The organism is Nocardia sp. CA-128927 (assembly GCF_050955855.1).
Classification (GTDB): Bacteria; Actinomycetota; Actinomycetes; order Mycobacteriales; family Mycobacteriaceae; genus Nocardia.
The window spans coordinates 2,755,645-2,774,887 of record NZ_CP192087.1 but is presented as its reverse complement, the minus strand read 5'-3'; the positions used below and the strand labels follow the sequence as shown (position 1 = coordinate 2,774,887).

The following is a 19,243-nucleotide window of genomic DNA, read 5'->3' as shown; positions in this document are numbered from 1 at the left end:
TGGCTGGGTTCTCCATATTGCAGTGGCAGCACTCGGCAAGCGGTGGGACGCGGATGACAGGATGCGTGGAACGCCTTCGCGGGCGGGACCACGGAGACGAGGTGCGCGGGACCGATAGGCGGCGCCGCACACACGCAACACTTATCGAACGTACGACATGGAGGGGATCGGACCGGCATGACTGAATGGACTTGGGAACCAGACGATTTCGCGGCCCTCTGGTATTCCGACGCCCACGACCGGTTCCCCAGCCCCCTGCGCTACACCAGCCGATTCGCGCTGCGCGACGAGTTCGCCGCGCACCGGAACACCGTCCGCGACCGCTACACCGCCGACGAGCTGGAGGAGATCCAGCTGGCGCTGCACACGCTGGGCACCTCGGATCTGCGGATCGAAATCCTCGGCGGCACAAGCAAACACAAGAACAGCACCGGCCGCGACGACCTCCGCGAATACCGAATCGTCGGCGCCCGCAACCCCTACCGCGCCGTCACCCTCATGCAGGGCGGCACCGCCACCGACCACGGCCCGATCCGCGTCCGCATGTTCCGCCCGGAAACCCTGCCTGCCCGCATCGTCCAGGCCATCCCGTCCTGCACCCCCGGCAGCGCCGCCCCGGCCACCTTCCACCCCGACGACATCACCCCGCGCCGCAACGGCCACTTCGAAGACGTGGCCCGCCAAACCCCGCGCGAGCAGTACCAACGCCTGCTCGCCCGCCCCGCTGACGGCGGCGGCACCGCCGTCCTCCTGGCCGCCCCGTTGCACACCCTCGCCCAACCGTGGAATGTCCTCCAGTGGCACGACATCACCGACGACGGCCGCTACACCGAAGTCCGCGGCCCCCACATCACTGTCCGCCCCACCACCCCGGCCGAACTGACCACCCACTTCACCACCTGGATAGACCGAGCCCTCAAACGCCTCGAAGAATCCCACGCCGACACCTGGTAATCCAGCGCCCGACCACCGGCGGTCAGCTGGCCTCGCTCCGCCGACCCTGACCATTCGCCGGATCATTCGCCCAAGCCCCGATCCACGAATGGCTCGCTGCCAGTTCCTCTTCGCGCGGCGAGCGCGGCTGGTCCAGGTCTTCGGACAAATACATTCGGAGAACGGGAGCCGATTGCTCGGCGCTGGAAAGCGCGAACTCCGGTTCGGTCCGGCCGACGGGAATCGGTACCGGCGCCTCGTCTTCGGGCACCTCTTCAGCCGGAGCGGAGCGCCCGTCGAGGAGGTTGAGCGCCAACGCGCACAGCACAATCACTGTCCCGCCCGCGATTCCGGTCCAGGTGGGCACCTGGCCGAAGAAGAACAGCCCGAACAGCAGACCCCATACGCATTCGACGGTCAGCATGTTGCCGCTGAGTACCGGGTCGACGCGTTCGAACGAATAGTTGATGAGGAAAACGTTCAGCACGCTGAGCACGCCGGCGAGACCAATTGCGGCCCACAGCATTACCGCCGAAGTATGCGGCGCAACATACGGGAGTCCATCTCCTTGCAAAACGGAAGTTAGCACGACACCCACCGCTCCGACACCGAGTGTCAGCGCGGTGAGCTCGTGATTGTTCAGTGTGCCGTCGTGCCAATCCCGACCTAGATAAGCCAGCGACATTGCCACCATGGCGAGCAGCGCGAGCAGATTTCCATAGTTGAGCGAACTCGCGGCACTGCCACCGAATCCCGACAGGATCGTGACACCCACGGCAGAGCCGCCGACGAAGACCACCCGGACGGCCGAGACCCGCACGCTGCGCATCAGCATCCCGAGGGCCGAGACCAGCGGCAACGCGGCGATGAACGAAATATCGCTCACCGCCGTCATTCCCGCTGCCTTCGAGAACAATGTGGTGCCGATTACGTACAGCAGTACGGTGCGTCCAACGACGACACCCCATTCCCGCGCGCGGATCCGAAGCATGTTGCGCCAGCGGATCCATCGGCTGAATGCGATTATCGCGATGAAGAACGCCAAACCCGTTCGTAGATAGACCTGTTGGGCCGGTGTGAAACCGTTACCGAGATAGCGCGACAACACCGTGAGCATGGCGAATGACGCGGTTAACAGGACCAGCGCACCGATACCGCGCAGGTCAGTTGACTGTCTGCTTTGTACGATCGCGGACCCGTTGATGTCGCTCACATTACCGATATGACCGACACCGGGAACCGTACTCCCGGGTATTTTTTCGCGACTTGCCGCAGCTACAACGGTATGGGGCTAAACGAGTCCCGCTGCGGCGTCACGTGCCCGTGTGTGCCTCAGTTACATGCGGCAATCGACTAGGCAGGACCCCCTGCGGCATGGTGTAACCAGGTATGCCGATGTTCTGGACGGCAGTGGCATCGCCGCCCGCGGGCCAGCCAACCGGCCAGGACCCAAGCGGCGGCCAATACCGTCACGGCCAAGGTGTTCATTGCGGAGGCGCAGGTCACGAAGGTGGCAAGGGCGGTAACCGCAGTCGCGATAGGCGTCATTACATGCACCAACTTATGGGCGAATGACACAGAGTCATCCTCATCGGCGGTGCACGTCGGGTCTGTCACGACCCTGCCGACGATGACGATTTTCTTCATGCCCCCAGCGTGCGGCTTTCCGCACCACCCGGCCAGAGATTGCCCCGCCCTTGCACGCGTTACGCGCAGAACGGCCTGTTTATGGACGTAAGACCAGGACGCGGATACGGTCGGAAGTGCGGGCAACGCGTGATCGATGCGCGTGTCCGACGATCTGGAGCAGCAGGGATCTGGAGATGTCGAGCGAAACGACAACACACTGCGAGCGTGAGCGAGCAGAGCGACAGCACAGTGCGCTTTCGTGCGTGACGGAGCTGAGTGGCAGCAGGTGGGGCCATGAATGACCGGCAACGAGCGAATCAACCGCACAGTGCGCTCTCGTGCATGAGCGTGCGCAGCAAACCGACCGACAACACTGCGCGCGTTCGCGAATTGCGGAGCTGAGCGCAGCAAGGGGGAATCACAAATGAACGGGCCGCACAGTATCGCGTGCGGAAGACGGGTAGTCCGCGAATACGAGGCCGCCGGTGGATCGACGTGGGATCAGGTGCACGCGGTCCGGTCACATTGCGGCGTCTCGTTGCTGCGCGCCCATCGCATCGCGTACGGATTCACCCTCGTCGATGTCGCACACCGATTGCAGGAGATCGTCACGACCGACGGGTCGTCGTGCCGTGGACTGTCGCATCAGAGCGTGTCCCGGTGGGAGACCGGCTTGGACATGCCGTCGTATCAGTTCCTCGACGCGCTGTGCCAGTTGTATCGCACCCGGCCGGATCGGCTGGGCTTCGGACACGACTACACCGACGACGACCCACCGGAGGCGCCACTACCGAGCCGCTTGGTCATCACTACGGCTTCACAGGTCGGATCCACCGCGCGGGACACCGTCCGCGCGCTGGAGGAAGGCCTCGAACTCAGCGGCTATCTCGTCTACGTCCAGCCGCCTTCGGAATACATTCCGGCGCGGATGCGGGATCTGGCCCAGATCCAGCAGGTCAAGCTGACCGACCACTCCGCGGATCTGCACCGGCGGCTGCACCGCGTCGAGGCGATCATCGCGGGCCTCATCGCCTTCCGGCTCAATGATGTCGCCGATCTGCACGACACCTTCATGTGGTTCGCCAAGGCGCGCCGTGCCGCGCGGCAAGCCGGGGATCCCACGCTAGAGGCCTGGTTGGCCGGGCATATGGCGCACACTCACGAGTGCTACCGGCATCAACTCGATCAGGGTTTGGCCGCGGCCCGGTCGGCACAGGCGGCCAGTGGACGGGGTCCGACGGCGGCCGGTGTGTTCGGGCTGCTGGCCGAGGCGGGCATCCAGGCCCGAATCGGGCGGCGCCGCGATGCGCTGGACGCGGTCAACGCCGCGGATCGGATGTTCGCCGCCCTACCCGACACCGCGACGACCGACGACAACCTCGGCACCTCCGAATACATCCTGCGCTGGCATCAGTCGCACGCGTTGAGTTCGATCGGCGACTGGCGGGCCGCCGAATCGATCCGTGATCGGATGCTCGAGCTGCCGATGGCCGAGAAGGACCAGATCGGCCGTGCGCTGCTCGATCTGGACATGGCCACCCTGTGGACCCGGCAGGGCGAACTGGACCACGCGCGCGAACAGATCCGGCAGGTCTGGCAGTCGCTGCCGCCGGAACTGCGGGTCGGCCAGGTCCGCCGGAACGTCTCGCAACTAGTGGTCGCGCTCCCACAAGCCATGCGGGACAACATCATCGAGCGTTGACCCCGCGTCAGGGGCCGACTCGGTTGAAGAGTCGGCCTGCGAGGTCGGCACCGGTGATGTGACGCTGATACGGCGTGTTCACGTTTGCGGTAGGTGGGTGCGCTGGTCGTAGGTCTGGAGGCGATAGCCGTCGGTGGTGCGTTGCCAGCTGGTGATCGAGCCGTTGCCCGCCAGACCCGCATCGGCCAGAGCCAGAACCTCTGTGTCGGTGAGGTTTTCGAGGAGTTGACGGAGGAACAGCACTATCGCGTCGTGTGCCACGATCAGCACACGGCGGTGGCGGTGGTCGGCTGCGAGGTCGGCGACGACGCCGCGCAGGCGGTCGGCAACGTCTTTGAACGACTCGCCGTCGGGCGGGCGATAGCCGAGAGGGTCGCGGGCTTCCTTCGCGGGTTCCTCGGGGAAGCGCTCGCGCACGGTGGGCGGCGGCAGATGGCTGAGCTTGCCGCAGTGTCGATCGTAGAGGCGCTGATCGACGTGGTGGCACGGCAGATCGCGGTTCGCCGTGCGCAATTCCTGTTCGATGAGTTGCCAGGTCTGCATTGCGCGCAGGTACGGCGAGCACAGCACCAGGTCGGGCAGCTGGTTCGAGTCGAGGGCTGCGAACCACTGGCCGACGGCGGTGGCTTGCCGCTCGCCCAGATCGGTCAGACCGATGGACATGTCGTCGGACTCGATGAGTGTGTTCGCGGCGAAGGCTACGTTCGCGGTGCTCTGCCCATGCCGGACCGCGTAGAGCACGTCGACCGATTCGGAATCTTCCGGATGAGTGCATGTCACCGCGAATACGCCTATCCCCCAGGTTCTTTCACCTTCAGATCGCACACCGCCCCCCTTATTGATCACACCGAATGGCATCTTCGCCGCGCCGCATGGAGCGCGAGTGCGACGCGGCGAAGATCCGGAGCTCGGTCAGCGCGGGACAGCCGCCTCCACTACCGCGGCGACATCGGCGGGATGGGAGACCAGCGATGCGTGCGAGGAATCCAGCTCGCTCGTGTGGGCACCCATGCGATTGGCCATAAACCGTTGGGAGGCAGGCGGAATCACTCGATCGGCGCCGGAAACCAGGTACCAGCTCGGTGTGCCGGACCAGGAGGGCGCGCCGGACGGTTCGAGGTTGGCCGCGATCGCGATGGAGTGCTGGTGCGCGATCATGTCAGCGGCAGTGGCGGGGCTGACATCCTGGGCGAAGACGGCGTTGAAGCGGTCGGGCGCGACGAAGCCGTCGAGGTTCTTGCCCGCGATGCCGGTGGGGTCGTCGACGATGCTGAGCTGCAGGACCGGCGGCAGGAGTTGGCTGCCGGGGAAGCGGATCGGATCGAGCAGCAGTTGCGCGGGCTCACCCTGCACTGGGGCGAAAGCCGCTATGTAGACCAGGGATTCGACCTTCGGGTCGTGCACGTTGCTGATCACGGCGCCGCCGTACGAATGGCCGACCAGCACAACGGGTCCGGCGATGGTGTCGAGGGTGCGCTGGATGGCGGCCGCGTCGTTGGCCGGACCGCGGAGCGGATTGTCCGGTGTCACAACGCGATAGCCGTGCTCGCGCAGGGCGGCGGCGACGCCGTTCCAGCTGGTGGCGTCGGCGAAGGCGCCGTGCACGAGCACGATGGTCGGGAGCGGTGCGGCGTTGGCGGGGATGGCCGCCAGGGTCGTCGCGGCGGTGATCGCCACCGCCGCCACGGCTGCCCGCAGCGTGCGAGAGAGGTGCATGGTAGTCCTGTCGGGTCGGGTTTCGCGGCCGGTCGGTCGCGACGAGATCCAGCAGGGTCGGCATTGATCTGCTCGAACTCGCCGTGCAGGCCGTGTGCTGCGTCAGCGTAGCCGTTCAGTTGCGATTTCGGCAGGTCGGCGGGCTTGTGGGGTCCCCCAGACGCGCAACCGCAGCGGGCGACCCGACCCCGTTTGCACGCCGTCGGCGTTACCGTGCGTGACCAGCACCTCGGTATTCAGGCGGTGGGGCGTGCGGGCAGGTTCTGCTTCTCCAGGAAAGCCAGTGCGGTGTCGGCGATTTCGCGCCAGCCGTGGTCGGCGGGCATCGAATGGCCGCGATCGGCGAAGACGACGAGTTCGGTGACGCCGGGGTTCTTGCGCTGAATCTTGTATTCGGAACGCACCGTTGCTTCCGGCACGAGGCGGTCGCGGCCACCGGCCAGCATCAACAAGGGGCCGCGTTCGCGTTCGGTGTCGACGCTCGCTTCGCTGTTCGGCGCGAAATTGGCCAGGCCCGCTTGGAACAGCGGGCGGGCCGGAGCGGGAATGCCGTGGGTGGCGAACAGTTTGTCCGATTCCTCGCGCGGGATTCCGTTGGCAAAAGTGCGGTGGTAGCTCTCCGACGTGTGCGACCACGTTTTGCCGCGCAGCCAGGGCTTGCTGAGTATCGGGAGCACGCTCTGTATCTGGGCGAGCGGCAAGGTCAGCACACCGCGGAATTGAGCGGGGTTGATCGCGATACATCCGCTGGCCGAACCCGAGCCGAGCAGCTTCTGCGCGATCAGGCCGCCGAAGGAATGCCCGATGACCACGGGTGACATCGGCAGGTCGGCGATGAATCGCGCATAGTGATCGGTGACCTCGGCGATGCCGCGATTGTTCAATGCGGCGGGGTTCTTGCGGGTGGCGTCCGCGGTCTCGGCGTCACCGGGCCAACCAGGTGCGAAGGTCTGATAACCCGCGCGGTCGAACGCGTCGAGCCAGGCGCCCCAACTACTGCTGTGCATCCATAGTCCATGAATGAACACGACCGGACGTGCGGTGGGATTCGACACGAAAACCTCCTAAGACGGCGCTGTACAGCGGGTCCGGACCAGCAGACGCGTCCGGACAGCAGACACCGCACGATCGCAATGATCGCGCGGCGCTGGGGTTTTCGTGACCCGATTCGCCCGGCACTCGCGCGCCGCGGACGGGCTGCTCCCCGTAAATGGCGACGGGTGGCGGTCGCCGACAGGGAGATTTGTGACTAGTCGCAGACCCTGGCTTGCTTGCCGGCGAGTGCGTCCAAGCCGAGCATTGCCAATAGGGACTGGCAATCATCGGCATTTTGTGAATAGCTGGCAACGGTGCGTGCGGCCACCGCGCTCTGTCGCGCAGTTTCGGCCTTTTCATTTGCCCGCGCCTCGGCGAATTCGCCCGGTTCGTGGATGAGGGTGATGTGTCGTGCCGGGGACATGAATCTCCTTGGGGTTGATCGAAGCCTACAAGGCGCGCTCTCTCCGCGACAGCCGAACCGACCCAACAGTTCGCTGAGCGGGGTTGGTTGGGCGGCGAGGCGACGACAAACTGGCTGGTGGCGGGGTGGGTCGACCGGGGACAGCCGCCTCGCCTGCCCTGGTGGTGGGAGGGTTGCGGACGCCCCGGAGGAGCCGAGCCCTCTTGACGCCGATGGAGGTTGTTGTGATCGGTAACGATCCGAGCGATGCGTGGGTGAGCGTTGCGTCACATGATCACGGGAACGAGCCGCGCAGCACTCTCCACTGGATCAAGGGACCAGGAGTTGACGGACTACACCGTCGGCCAGGAGGCGGCCTCGGTCGGTGAGGATGAGGCGGTCTGCGGTTCGAGTTGCGAGGCCGTCGGCGATGACGCGGTCGGCGGCGGCAAGACCGACGGGGTCGAGATCGGTGAGAGGTAGACCGATGCGCAGACGGACGGCGAGCATGACGCGTTCGGTGTAGCGCTCGTCCGGGGTGAGGGTTTCCCAGCCCGCGGCGGGGAGGCCGCCGTCGGTGACGCGGTCGGCGTAACGGGCGGGATGTTTGATGTTCCACCAGCGGACGCCGCCGACGTGGCTGTGTGCGCCGGGGCCCGCACCGAGCCAGTCACCACCGTCCCAGTAGCCGAGGTTGTGTCGACAGGCCGCGGCTTCGCTTGCGGCCCAATTGGATACCTCGTACCAGGTCAAGCCTGCGGCGGTGAGGCGAGCGTCGATGCGTTCGTAGCGGGCGGCGAGTACGTCGTCGTCGGGGGCGGGAAGTTCGCCGCGACGTACGCGGCGGGCCAGTGCGGTGCCGTCTTCGACGATCAGTGAGTAGGCGGAGACGTGGTCGACGCCCGCTTCGAGCACCGCGTCGAGGCTGGCGTCGAGGTCGCTGTCGCGTTCGCCGGGGGTGCCGTAGATCAGGTCGAGGTTCACGTGGTCGAACCCGGCGGCGCGGGCCTCCTTCGCGGCGGCGACGGCGCGGCCCGGAGTATGCGTGCGGTCGAGCACTTTCAGCACGTGGGCGGCGGCGGATTGCATGCCGAGGGAGATCCGAGTGAAGCCGGCCGCGCGGAGGCGTTCGAAGAATTCCGGCGCGGTGGATTCCGGGTTGGATTCGGTGGTTACCTCGGCGTGGGCGGCGAGGGTGAAGTTCGCGCGCACGGCGTCGAGCACGGCGGACAGTCCGTCACCGCCGAGCAGCGAGGGGGTGCCACCGCCGACGAAGATCGTCAACACCTCGGGCGTTGCGGTCGGCAGTGCCGCGAACTGTGTTGCGGCCGTAGCCAACTCGCCCCGCAGTGCTTCCAGCCAGGACTGCGGCGACGCGGACGTGCCGAGTTCGCCCGCGGTGTAGGTGTTGAAATCGCAGTATCCGCACCGTGTCGCGCAGAACGGCACGTGCACGTAGATCCCGAACGGACCGCCCCCGAAGTCACTGAGCACCGGACCGGACATCTCGGTGCCGACAGGGATAGCCGCAGGTGAGCTCACCCCTCTAGTGTGCAGGTCCCCCGCCACCCAGCCGCCGCCGGGGAACTGGACGCCCGAGGTCAGTGTTCGGCGATCACGGTGTTCTGGTTGGCGGTGAGCAGCCAGCGGCCATCTTCCTTCGACATCACGTACATCGGGGAGCCCTGGCCGTTGAGTTCACCGTCGTTGGTCAGGTAGCGCTGGACGACCTTGACCGCGGCGACATCGGGGCGGATGAACAGGACGTGCTCGACCTCGTATGTGGCGGTGCCGTCGCGCATCGCACCGGGCAGGACCTCGGCGGTGAACTCGGCGATGGCCGCACGGCCGAACAGTCGTTGGCCGCCGCCGGTGGTCCAGATGGCGTCCTCGCGGAAGAGGCCGACGAACTCGTCGACCAGTTCGTTCTGCTGGGCGTGCTGGATGGTGGCGACTACTTCACGGATGGCGTCGAGATCGGTGTCGACAGATGCGGTACTCATGACGCTCACTCTGATACCTGAAGTGGGCTTCAGGTCAAATCCGATTCCGCGAACGGGACATGGCGGCGGAGAAGTACGCGTGGCCCCGCCGTATGTCCGGTTGGCCGAACGTGGCGCGGTTCACTTCCGGTGGCGTATGCGCATCACCGGCCGCCATCGGCTGATGATCTATGACTGACGTCACATATCAGGTCAACGGTCCAGGGGATTTCCCGCAAAACTGCGGAAAATACGGACACCCCGTCGGAAGGCAGCCGCTGAGGTGGCACAATAGGCTTCATGCGCGCATCGGGAGTACGACTTGTGGCACGTCGCCACGTCGACTACAAGCGCGTCTGTAGTGCCTGCTGTCTGACCGAATCCCCTCGGTAGCTCAGCGACGCCCATCCCCGGGTCTTCCCGGCGATTCCCGATATTCGACTTCATCGGTCCGCTGACCACCGCAGGTGCGAGTCAGCCCCTCGCGCCTCCAGCACGGATACAACCACCCCGCAGGAGCGACCCCAATGACGTCGACTACCGACGCCGGTCCGACCGACCAGTCCGGCCCCGAGCCCAGGCCAGGCCATCACACCCGCGCCGACCGCCCCGCCTCCGAGCGCCGCGTCCGCCCGGACCGCCCGCGCGCCGAAGCCGGTGCCGCGACGGCGACCGCGCCGCGTGCCCGCACCGGTAAGCCGGTGCGCCGCAAGGCGGAGGGCCAGTGGGCACTCGGCTATCGCGAACCGCTGAACCCGAACGAACAGTCCAAGAAGGACGACAACCCGCTCAACGTCCGCGCCCGGATCGAGAACATCTACTCGAAGCAGGGCTTCGACAGCATCGACAAGGGCGATCTGCGCGGCCGGTTCCGCTGGTGGGGTCTCTACACCCAGCGCGAACAGGGCTACGACGGCAGCTGGACCGGCGACGAGAACATCGACATTCTCGAGGCCAAGTACTTCATGATGCGGATCCGCTGCGACGCGGGCGCGTTGAACGTCGAGCAGCTGCGCACGCTCGGCCAGATCTCCACCGAGTTCGGCCGCGACACCGCGGATCTGTCCGACCGCGAGAACGTGCAGTACCACTGGATCGAGGTGGAGAACGTCCCCGAGATCTGGAAGCGGATCGAGGCGGTCGGGCTCAAGACCACCGAGGCCTGTGGCGACTGCCCGCGCGTGGTGCTGGGCTCGCCGCTGGCCGGGGAATCGCTGACCGAGATCATCGACCCGACGCCCGCGATCGACGAGATCGTGCGCCGCTACATCGGCAAGAAGGAGTACTCCAACCTGCCGCGCAAGTTCAAGACCGCGATCTCAGGCCAGCAGGACGTGGTGCACGAGATCAACGACATCGCGTTCGTCGGGGTGAACCATCCCGAGCACGGGCCGGGCCTGGACCTGTGGGTCGGCGGCGGGCTTTCCACGAATCCGATGCTGGCGCAGCGGGTCGGCGCGTGGGTGCCGCTCGACGAGGTGCCGGATGTGTGGGAAGCCGTGGTGTCGCTGTACCGCGACTACGGCTACCGCCGCCTGCGCACCAAGGCGCGGCTGAAGTTCCTGGTCAAGGACTGGGGCATCGAGAAGTTCCGCGAGGTGCTCGAGGAGAAGTACCTGAAGCGCAAGCTGATCGACGGACCGGCGCCGGAGCAGCCGACCAAGCCGATCGATCACGTCGGCGTGCAGAAGCTGAAGAACGGGCGCAACGCGGTCGGGTTCTCCCCCATCGCGGGCCGGGTCTCGGGCACCATCCTGACCAAGGTCGCCGACGCGGTCGAGCGGATCGGCTCGGACCGGATCCGGTTCACGCCGTACCAGAAGCTGATCGTGCTCGACGTCGCCGACGACAAGGTCGACGCGCTGATCGACGAGCTGGCACCCCTTGGCCTGCAGGCCCGCCCGTCGCTGTGGCGGCGAAACCTGATGGCCTGCTCGGGGATCGAGTTCTGCAAGCTGTCCTTCGCCGAGACGCGCAAGCGGTCGCAGGTGCTGGTGCCCGAACTCGAGGAGCGGCTCGCGGATCTCAATGCGCAGCTGGACGTTCCGGTCACCATCAACATCAACGGCTGCCCGAACTCGTGCGCGCGGTCGCAGATCGCCGACATCGGGTTCAAGGGCCAACTGGTCGACGACGGCAGCGGGAATCACGTGGAGGGCTTCCAGGTTCACCTGGGTGGCAGCCTCGGCTTCGACAGCGCCTTCGGGCGCAAGCTGCGTCAGCACAAGGTGACCAGCGACGAGCTCGGTGACTACATCGAGCGGGTGGTGCGCAACTTCATCAAGCACCGCGAGGATGGCGAACGGTTCGCACAGTGGGCCGTTCGTGCCGACGAGGCCGATTTGAAATGAGCCTCGCTTGCAATGGGCACGTGCTCAGGTGATGGGAGATCAACTGTGACAACCGAACTGGTGTCGAAGCTGGCCGAGGACGAGCTCCGGGCCATCGCGGAAAAGGGCGCCGCCGACCTCGGGACGGACGCGTCCGCAACCGATCTGCTGCAGTGGACCGAGGAGCATTTCGGGTCCGGTTACATCGTCGCCTCGAACATGCAGGACGGCGTGCTGGTGCACCTGGCCGCGCAGGTCCATGCGGGCGTGGATGTGTTGTTCCTGGACACCGGCTATCACTTCGCCGAGACCATGGGCACCCGGGACGCCGTCGAGGCGGTGTACGGGGTGAACGTGATCGACGTCCGGCCGGAAAACACTGTCGCGGAACAGGATCAGTTGCTCGGCAAGGATTTGTTCGGGCGTGATCCGGGTGAGTGCTGCAGGCTGCGCAAGGTCGTGCCGTTGAAGAAGTCACTGGCCGGGTACAACGCGTGGGTCACCGGCATCCGCCGGGTCGAGTCGCCGACCCGGGCCAACGCACCGCTCATCTCGTTCGACGAGGCGTTCGGGCTGGTGAAGATCAATCCGATCGCCGCCTGGTCCGACGACGAGATGCAGGACTACATCGAACAGCACGGCATCCTCGTCAATCCCCTTGTCGAGGAAGGGTATCCGTCGATCGGCTGCGCGCCGTGCACGCGGAAGCCGGAGCCGGGAGCCGATCCACGAAGCGGGCGTTGGGCCGGCCTCGCCAAGACCGAATGCGGGTTGCACACCGCCTGACCGAGTCAGGCCCGAAGGAGGCAGCCTGCGTAACCACGTAGGGCCCTCGGGCAGGCAGATTGGACACAGCATGACGGAGACCATTGTGAGTGAACTTCTCGGCGAGTCCTCGAATACCACCGAACGCGCTTTCGGCATCAGCGATTTCGACACCCTGGCTGCGCTGGAGTCGGAGTCGATTCATATCTTCCGTGAGGTGGCAGGGGAATTCGAGCGGCCGGTGATCCTGTTCTCCGGCGGCAAGGATTCGACCGTGCTGCTGCACCTGGCGCTCAAGGCCTTCTGGCCCGCGCCGCTGCCGTTCTCGCTGCTGCACGTCGACACCGGGCACAATCTGCCCGAGGTGCTGGAGTTCCGGGACAAGATCGTCGAGCGCTACGGGCTGCGGTTGCATGTCGCCAAGGTCGAGGACTACCTCGCCGACGGCAGGCTCACCGAGCGGCCGGACGGCATCCGCAATCCGCTGCAGACCGTTCCGCTGCTGGACGCGATCAGCGAGCATCGCTTCGACGCGGTGTTCGGCGGCGGCCGTCGCGACGAGGAGCGGTCTCGCGCCAAGGAGCGAATCTTCTCGCTGCGCAACGCCTTCGGGCAGTGGGATCCGAAGCGGCAGCGGCCCGAACTGTGGAATCTGTACAACGGCCGGCACGCGCCGGGCGAGCATGTGCGGGTGTTCCCGCTGAGCAACTGGACCGAGCTGGACATCTGGCGCTACATCGCCCGTGAGGACATCGACCTGGCGAGCATCTACTACGCGCATCAGCGTCCGGTGTATCAGCGCGACGGCATGTGGATGACGCCCGGCGTGTGGGGCGGACCGCGCGAAGACGAAGCGCTGGAAACGCTTTCGGTGCGGTACCGCACCGTCGGTGACGGATCGTCCACCGGTGCCGTGCTTTCCGATGCGGCCGACAACGCGGCGATTCTGGCCGAGGTGGCCGCGTCCCGATTGACCGAACGTGGTGCTACCCGCGGTGACGACCGGGTGTCGGAAGCCGCGATGGAAGACCGTAAGCGAGAGGGTTATTTCTGATATGTCCGACCTATTGAGGCTGGCTACCGCCGGTTCTGTCGACGACGGTAAGTCCACTCTGGTCGGGCGTCTGCTGTACGACACGAAATCCGTACTGGCCGATCAGATCGACGCGGTCACTCGCGCGTCGGTGGACAAAGGGCTTGCCACGCCGGATCTTTCGTTGCTCGTGGATGGGCTGCGCGCCGAACGTGAGCAGGGCATCACCATCGATGTCGCCTACCGCTACTTCGCTACGCCGCAGCGGTCTTTCGTGCTCGCCGATACGCCGGGGCACGTGCAGTACACGCGGAATACGGTGTCGGGTGCGTCGACCGCGCAGCTGGTGATTCTGCTCGTCGACGCGCGCAAGGGCGTTATCGAGCAGACCCGCAGGCACGCGGCCGTTCTCGCGCTGCTCGGGGTGCCGCGGCTGGTGCTCGCGGTGAACAAGATCGACCTGGTCGACGACGCGGCGACCGTGTTCGCGGAGATCTCGGCCGAATTCAACGGGCTCACCCGCACCCTCGGCTGGTCCGACGACGACGTGCTGGAGATTCCGGTGTCCGCGCTGCACGGCGACAACATCGCCACCCGCTCGGACAGCACCCCTTACTACACCGGTCCATCGCTGATCGAGCACCTCGAGTCGGTGCCGGTCGACGCCGACAGCACCGGCAATCACACACTGGGACTTCGCTTTCCGGTGCAGTACGTGATCCGGCCGCGCACCGCCGAATACCCCGATTACCGCGGCTACGCCGGGCAGATCGCGGCCGGTGCGGTCGCGCCAGGCGACGAGGTGGTGGTGCTGCCCTCCGGGATTCGCACCACCGTCGAGCGGATCGATACACCGGACGGCGAACTCGCGGTGGCGCAGACCGGGCGCAGCGTTACGCTCATCCTGGCCGACGACGTCGACATCTCCCGCGGCGACACCATCGCCTCGGTCGCCGACGCCCCCGAGCCGATCGACACCTTCGACGCCACCGTCTGCTGGCTCGGCGACAAGCCGCTGCACCCCGGTGCACGCCTGCTGCTCAAGCACGGCACCCGCACCACCCAGGCCATCGTCGGCAGCCTGCTCGAACGCTTCGACGAGCAGCGCCTGATCGCCGACCCGAACCCGGAATCCTTGGCCCTCAACGATATCGGCCGCATCTCCCTGCGCGTCGCCGAACCACTCGCGGTCGACGACTACCGGGTGAACCGCCACACCGGCAGCTTCCTGCTCATCGATCCGTCCGGCGGGAACACCCTCGCCGCAGGTCTCGTCGGCGACGTGCTGTCGGCCGTCGAGGTCGGCACCGGAGTCTGAGATGACGGAACCGTTCGGCATCGTGACGCGGTCCGGCACCGCACGCGCGGTGCTGAACATCGCGCCGCTCGGGTTCGGGGGTGCGGCTGCGCATGACAGGCCTGCGCTGATCGCGGTGGCACATGGGAGTCGGGATCCCCGGTCGGCGGCGACCATGTCGGCGGTGGCGGCAGAGCTGGCGGCCACGCGGCCGGGGTTCGATGTGCGGTTGGCGTTTCTCGATCTCAATGCGCCCTCGGTGGAGCAGGTTGTGGATGCTGTTGCGGCGCAGGGGCATACGCATGCTGTCGTCGCGCCGCTGTTGCTCGGCAATGCCTTCCATGCTCGAGTAGATCTGCCCGGCATGCTGGCCGCGGCCCGTGCTCGGCATCCACAGTTGCAGTTGACTCAGGCCGATGTCCTGGGCCCGGATACCCGGCTGGTCGCTGCCCTGCGCGATCGCGTGTCGGAAGCATCCGCCTCGATGCGGGAGTCGTTGGGGGCCTGGTCGAATCGCCTGGGTGTCGCCGTTGCCGCAGTGGGCTCCTCCTCCCCCGCTGCCAACGCCCGCACCGCCGAGGTGGCCCGCCGTCTCGCCGCGCTCACCGGGCACCTCACCGAGATCTGCTTCGCAACCACCGAACCGTCACTGCCCCAGGCAATTTCCCGACTGCGCGCCCGCGGCGCCGACGATGTGCTTGTCGCGCCCTGGTTCCTGGCACCGGGCCTACTCACCAATCGCCTCGTCACCGCCGCCCCGAACGTGGTCCACGCCAACGTCATCGGCCCCCACGCGGTTCTCACCGACATCGTCTGGAACCGCTACGACGCGGCGCTCGCGAACGTCCTCACGATGTCGGCCTGACGCCACGCGCTGTGTGAGCAGGCCCGGACCAAAACGGCACCGAATCCAAACTGGCGCACCACCGCCCGCAGACCTCAGCTCAACAGGTTGTCGACAATGGCGCGGGCCGTCGCCACACCCCACTCATCGTCCATCTGGTGAGAGGTATGAGCCGCACCGATCACGGCGGCCAATTCGAACGCGATCACGTCGGCGTTGCGTTCGCCGAGGTGGCCTTGCTCCTGAGCGCGCCGGATCTCATTGGACAGGAACGTGAGGAAGTCGCGGTTGTCCGCCGAGATGGCATCGCGAATGGGGCCCGGGCGACTGTCGAACTCGGCCAGGGTGGCCACCCGGAAGCAGCCGCCAGGAAAGGCAGGCGCAGTGACCTGCCCGAACCAGCGATCAACGAGGACGCGCAGCCGAGGCATGCCACTGTCCTCGTCCAGGCTCGGTGTGACGACCTGGTCCAGAAACACATCACGCGCCGCTTTGACCGCGGCCAGTTGCAGACTCTCCTTGCTACCGAACAAGGTCGCGATGCCACTCTTACTGAGCCCGAGATCGGCCGCAAGCCTGCCGATACTCAGTCCGGTCAGCCCCTCGACGGACGCCACATCGGCAGCGTGCCGGGCAATCGAAGCCCGGGACCGCGCCCCCTTGGCCAAACGCTGATCGACGCCTTGCTGCCGGTCAGCAGCGGTAATTGACTCGGACATCTACCCATTCTTCCACGAAAACCCACGAAAGCGAACGTACGGTCGTACTTGAAAGAACAACCGGGCACGCCCTCATCCCCTGGCTCCCAGAACAGCCTGCCGCCAGGTAATCGAGCAACTGCCCCACAGTGCTCGCAGTGACCGCCGTCGCGTTGCCTCCAACAGCAGTAGGTTCGCGAAGAGCTCCGCCTCGTCCTCCTGACAACTCTGCAAATCAGTGCGCCCGAGTACTCGCCCGACCACCGCGGGATCAATGTTCGGCAGCAGCCGGCGGCCCCCGACCGACCCCGCCCCCGCAACAGCATGATCGAGCAACATGTGGCCGATTTCGTGCGCGATGATCTGATCGGCGTGATACTCGGTCGTTCTGGCGTCGTAGGCGATCACGTCCGAATCGCCACAGTTCAACCAGACCCCGGACAGTGTGCCGTGGCCGGCCGCCACCGAGTCAGATGGCAAGGGCACCAAGTGGATCGGGCGCCCTCGCACCTTGCTCAGTGCGTCCAAGAACTGGCCGCGATGCCAAGGGCGGGGAATCAGCGGCAGGACAGAATCTCTGGCCGCGACCACCCGCCGAACGCTGTCGTCCATCTGCGTTCACCCCCCATCTCGTGCGCTCCCCTTCTTCATCCAGACGACGGCGGTCAGGGGCGTAGCCGCACCGGTAACGCGGTCAGCCCACGGATGGCAAAGCTTGTCCGCCAATCGAGTTCGGAGTTCGGCGAGAGTTCCAGATCGGGGTACCGCTGCAGCAGGCGAGCCAGTCCGATGCAGCCCTCCATGCGGGCCAGGGGCGCGCCGACGCAGTAGTGGATGCCGTGGCCGAAGGCGAGGTGACCGTTGTCGGATCGGTCGATGTCGACGCTCTCCGGCTCGGCGAATCGACGAGGATCGCGGCCGGTTGCCGCCACCGACAAGACGATCAGCTCCCCGGCGGCGATGTCGATGCCGCCGAGGGTGATCGGGGTAGTGGTGTAGCGGAAGGTGGTTTCACTCGTCGGTGACCGATGCCTGAGCACCTCCTCGATGAACGCGGGAATTCGCCCGGGATCGCTGTGTAGCCGCCGGTGCAAGTTGTTGTCGGACAACAGCGTGACCACCGCGTTGCCGATGAGGTTCGCAGCCGTCTCGAAACCGGCGACCAACAGCACGAGAACCATGCTGCGCAGTTCGCGGGCGGTGAGCCGGTCGCCGTCCGCCCCCGCCACGATGAGCTCGGAGAGCAGGTCAGCGCCCGGTTCGGTGGTCCGCTCGGCGATGAGGTGATCGATGTACGCGACGAACTCGGCGGCGGCCGTCATCCGCTCGCGCGGCGCGTGCTCGCCGGACACGATGACCGTCGACCAATGCTGAAACCTGCCGCGGTCTCCGTCGGGCACTCCGAGCAGTTCACAGATCACCGACATCGACAGCGGCACCGCGTAGCGGTCCAACAGGTCGACGACATCATCGGCCGCGGCGGCCAGCTCGGTCAGCAGCCCATCGGCGAGCTCGGCGACGCGCAGTGCCAGCCCGCGCACGGCTCGGGTGCCGAACGCTCCGCTGAGCAAGGTCCGTAGCCGGGTGTGCTCGGGCGGGTCGTAGAAGACCAGCATGTGCTCGAACGGACCGCTTTGGACCTGGTGGCCCGCATTGTTGGCCGCGAGGGCCGACCGCGCGCCGTCCGAGCCGAGGCGCTTGCTGATACCGGGATGGGTGAACGCCTCTTTCACTTCGGCGTGGCCGGTGATCAGCCATCCGGTGCTGCGATCAGGAAATACCACTCGGTTGACCGGTCCCCGGTCCCGCAGCGCGCGGTAGGCGGCATGCGGGTCACGATAGAAATCGGGGGTCAACACGAACGCCGAGTTCGCTAATCCGTCGGCGGCAGAAGCGGTTTCGATCTCCATGTGGTGAAGCTATCAGCGCGGCGGCGACCACCGTCCGGCGAACAACATGCACTGTTAGTGCATGTCCGGTCTCCGTACTATCTTGGCAGTGGCGGAGCTGACGCAGCAGCCAGCCGCATCGGATGGGGGAATCACAAACATGCTCGACGCCGATACCACCACCTTGGGGCAGGCGCTCACCCGCCTTCGACGGCGCGAGCAAGCCCGCCGACGTGAGGTCGGGATGCTTTTGCCCGCAACGGTATTCAGTCGTGAGATGGCGGCCGAGGAAGCGCATATCTCCGCCAGCTACCTGACCCAGCTGGAGCGGGACACCGCCGCCGGTCAGGTCGGCGTGGGGATCCTGCGCCAACTGATCGACACCTATCACGCCAGTGAAAACGACTGGCAGTACGTGTGCGACCTGGCCGGTCACCAAGCACCGTATCCAGGCTTGGCGGGGATGAGTCCGACGATGGACATCCCCTCGCTGGAACAGCACCTACAGGCACTGACCCCGATGATGCGCGCCGAGATGGACGAGGCCGCAGCCGATCTCGTGTCGTACTACACCAGCCCGCAGCGCAGGCTACTGGCCGCGAACCGTGCGTACTTCGACGTCTTCCCCGACCAGCGACCAGGTCTGTACATGCTCGAATGGGCCTTCGGTAGCCCGGCCGCCCGCGATGTGATGATCACCTGGGAAACCGATGCTCGTCTCGGCGTCGCCTGGCATCGCGGCATCATGGGCCGCTACGGCAAGACCGAGTGGGCCCAGCAAGCGCATCGACGACTGTGGCAGTTCCCCGAATTCCGGGACATGTGGGAGGCCGGGGACGTCGCGTATGCGATGGCCAAAGACTATGTGGCGCAGGTGCGCTTCGATGGCCGTGCCTACGGCATGACGATGGAGAACTGGCACCTGTACAGCGTCAGCGACGCACCGATCCTCCGGTCCAGAGGACGGCTGTACCCCCTCTGAAGGCT

General features: G+C 66.2%; 19 protein-coding genes. 9 read left to right on the top strand and 10 right to left on the bottom strand.

Annotated elements, in window-relative coordinates; genetic code table 11:
- Positions 1-177 precede the first annotated feature (177 nt).
- Complete coding sequence (locus ACQPW1_RS13135) at positions 178-954, top strand: ESX secretion-associated protein EspG (RefSeq protein WP_433662992.1); 777 nt, start codon at positions 178-180, stop codon at positions 952-954.
- Positions 955-976: 22 nt separating this feature from the next.
- On the opposite strand, the gene ACQPW1_RS13130 is transcribed toward ACQPW1_RS13135, so the two are convergent.
- Positions 977-2,146: a DMT family transporter gene (locus ACQPW1_RS13130; RefSeq protein ID WP_433662991.1), complete on the bottom strand. Its 1,170-nt coding sequence runs from the start codon at positions 2,144-2,146 to the stop codon at positions 977-979.
- A gap of 840 nt (positions 2,147-2,986) precedes the next feature.
- Here ACQPW1_RS13130 and ACQPW1_RS13125 point away from each other — a divergent pair.
- Positions 2,987-4,264, top strand: a complete 1,278-nt coding sequence (locus ACQPW1_RS13125) for a helix-turn-helix domain-containing protein (RefSeq protein ID WP_433662990.1) — start codon at positions 2,987-2,989, stop codon at positions 4,262-4,264.
- Positions 4,265-4,342: 78 nt separating this feature from the next.
- Here the strand turns inward: ACQPW1_RS13125 and ACQPW1_RS13120 are convergent, their stop codons facing one another.
- The 6 genes from ACQPW1_RS13120 to ACQPW1_RS13095 all read right to left on the bottom strand — a co-directional run bounded on the left by ACQPW1_RS13120 (position 4,343) and on the right by ACQPW1_RS13095 (position 9,421).
- Positions 4,343-5,044: a histidine phosphatase family protein gene (locus tag ACQPW1_RS13120; protein ID WP_433662989.1), complete on the bottom strand. Its 702-nt coding sequence runs from the start codon at positions 5,042-5,044 to the stop codon at positions 4,343-4,345.
- Positions 5,045-5,176: 132 nt separating this feature from the next.
- Positions 5,177-5,980 carry an alpha/beta fold hydrolase gene (locus tag ACQPW1_RS13115; RefSeq protein ID WP_433662988.1) on the bottom strand — a complete coding sequence of 268 codons (804 nt, stop codon included), beginning with the start codon at positions 5,978-5,980 and terminating at the stop codon, positions 5,177-5,179.
- A gap of 236 nt (positions 5,981-6,216) precedes the next feature.
- Complete coding sequence (locus ACQPW1_RS13110; protein WP_433662987.1) at positions 6,217-7,035, bottom strand: alpha/beta hydrolase; 819 nt, start codon at positions 7,033-7,035, stop codon at positions 6,217-6,219.
- A gap of 194 nt (positions 7,036-7,229) precedes the next feature.
- Positions 7,230-7,439, bottom strand: a complete 210-nt coding sequence (locus ACQPW1_RS13105; protein ID WP_107654883.1) for a hypothetical protein — start codon at positions 7,437-7,439, stop codon at positions 7,230-7,232.
- Between the two features lie 309 nt (positions 7,440-7,748).
- A complete protein-coding gene (gene hemW, locus ACQPW1_RS13100; RefSeq protein ID WP_433665220.1) occupies positions 7,749-8,924 on the bottom strand; it encodes a radical SAM family heme chaperone HemW in 1,176 nt (391 codons plus the stop codon).
- A 95-nt stretch (positions 8,925-9,019) separates the two neighbouring features.
- The gene (locus tag ACQPW1_RS13095) at positions 9,020-9,421 is read right to left on the bottom strand and encodes an SgcJ/EcaC family oxidoreductase (protein WP_433662986.1); all 402 of its coding nucleotides are present in this window, start codon (positions 9,419-9,421) and stop codon (positions 9,020-9,022) included.
- A gap of 279 nt (positions 9,422-9,700) precedes the next feature.
- Between ACQPW1_RS13095 and ACQPW1_RS13090 the strand changes: the two genes are divergently transcribed.
- The 6 genes from ACQPW1_RS13090 to ACQPW1_RS13065 all read left to right on the top strand — a co-directional run bounded on the left by ACQPW1_RS13090 (position 9,701) and on the right by ACQPW1_RS13065 (position 15,690).
- A complete protein-coding gene (locus ACQPW1_RS13090) occupies positions 9,701-9,793 on the top strand; it encodes an Ms4527A family Cys-rich leader peptide (RefSeq protein ID WP_357382870.1) in 93 nt (30 codons plus the stop codon).
- A gap of 134 nt (positions 9,794-9,927) precedes the next feature.
- Positions 9,928-11,751 carry a nitrite/sulfite reductase gene (locus ACQPW1_RS13085; protein WP_433662985.1) on the top strand — a complete coding sequence of 608 codons (1,824 nt, stop codon included), beginning with the start codon at positions 9,928-9,930 and terminating at the stop codon, positions 11,749-11,751.
- 45 nt (positions 11,752-11,796) lie between these two features.
- A complete protein-coding gene (locus ACQPW1_RS13080; RefSeq protein WP_433662984.1) occupies positions 11,797-12,516 on the top strand; it encodes a phosphoadenylyl-sulfate reductase in 720 nt (239 codons plus the stop codon).
- A gap of 70 nt (positions 12,517-12,586) precedes the next feature.
- Positions 12,587-13,549 carry a sulfate adenylyltransferase subunit CysD gene (gene cysD, locus ACQPW1_RS13075; RefSeq protein ID WP_433662983.1) on the top strand — a complete coding sequence of 321 codons (963 nt, stop codon included), beginning with the start codon at positions 12,587-12,589 and terminating at the stop codon, positions 13,547-13,549.
- A gap of 1 nt (position 13,550) precedes the next feature.
- Positions 13,551-14,846 (top strand): sulfate adenylyltransferase subunit 1, encoded by a 1,296-nt coding sequence (locus ACQPW1_RS13070; RefSeq protein ID WP_433662982.1) that lies wholly within the window; start codon positions 13,551-13,553, stop codon positions 14,844-14,846.
- A 1-nt stretch (position 14,847) separates the two neighbouring features.
- Positions 14,848-15,690, top strand: a complete 843-nt coding sequence (locus tag ACQPW1_RS13065; RefSeq protein WP_433662981.1) for a sirohydrochlorin chelatase — start codon at positions 14,848-14,850, stop codon at positions 15,688-15,690.
- 74 nt (positions 15,691-15,764) lie between these two features.
- On the opposite strand, the gene ACQPW1_RS13060 is transcribed toward ACQPW1_RS13065, so the two are convergent.
- From ACQPW1_RS13060 to ACQPW1_RS13050, 3 genes are all read right to left on the bottom strand, one after another.
- The gene (locus ACQPW1_RS13060; RefSeq protein ID WP_433662980.1) at positions 15,765-16,388 is read right to left on the bottom strand and encodes a TetR/AcrR family transcriptional regulator; all 624 of its coding nucleotides are present in this window, start codon (positions 16,386-16,388) and stop codon (positions 15,765-15,767) included.
- Positions 16,389-16,460: 72 nt separating this feature from the next.
- Positions 16,461-16,979: a hypothetical protein gene (locus ACQPW1_RS13055; RefSeq protein WP_433662979.1), complete on the bottom strand. Its 519-nt coding sequence runs from the start codon at positions 16,977-16,979 to the stop codon at positions 16,461-16,463.
- Positions 16,980-17,032: 53 nt separating this feature from the next.
- Entirely contained in the window at positions 17,033-18,277 is a 1,245-nt protein-coding gene (locus ACQPW1_RS13050; RefSeq protein ID WP_433662978.1) for a cytochrome P450 family protein, read from the bottom strand.
- A 139-nt stretch (positions 18,278-18,416) separates the two neighbouring features.
- Here ACQPW1_RS13050 and ACQPW1_RS13045 point away from each other — a divergent pair, with 139 nt between their 5' ends.
- Positions 18,417-19,238, top strand: coding sequence for a hypothetical protein (locus ACQPW1_RS13045; protein ID WP_433662977.1), 822 nt, complete (start codon positions 18,417-18,419; stop codon positions 19,236-19,238).
- Positions 19,239-19,243 lie beyond the last annotated feature (5 nt).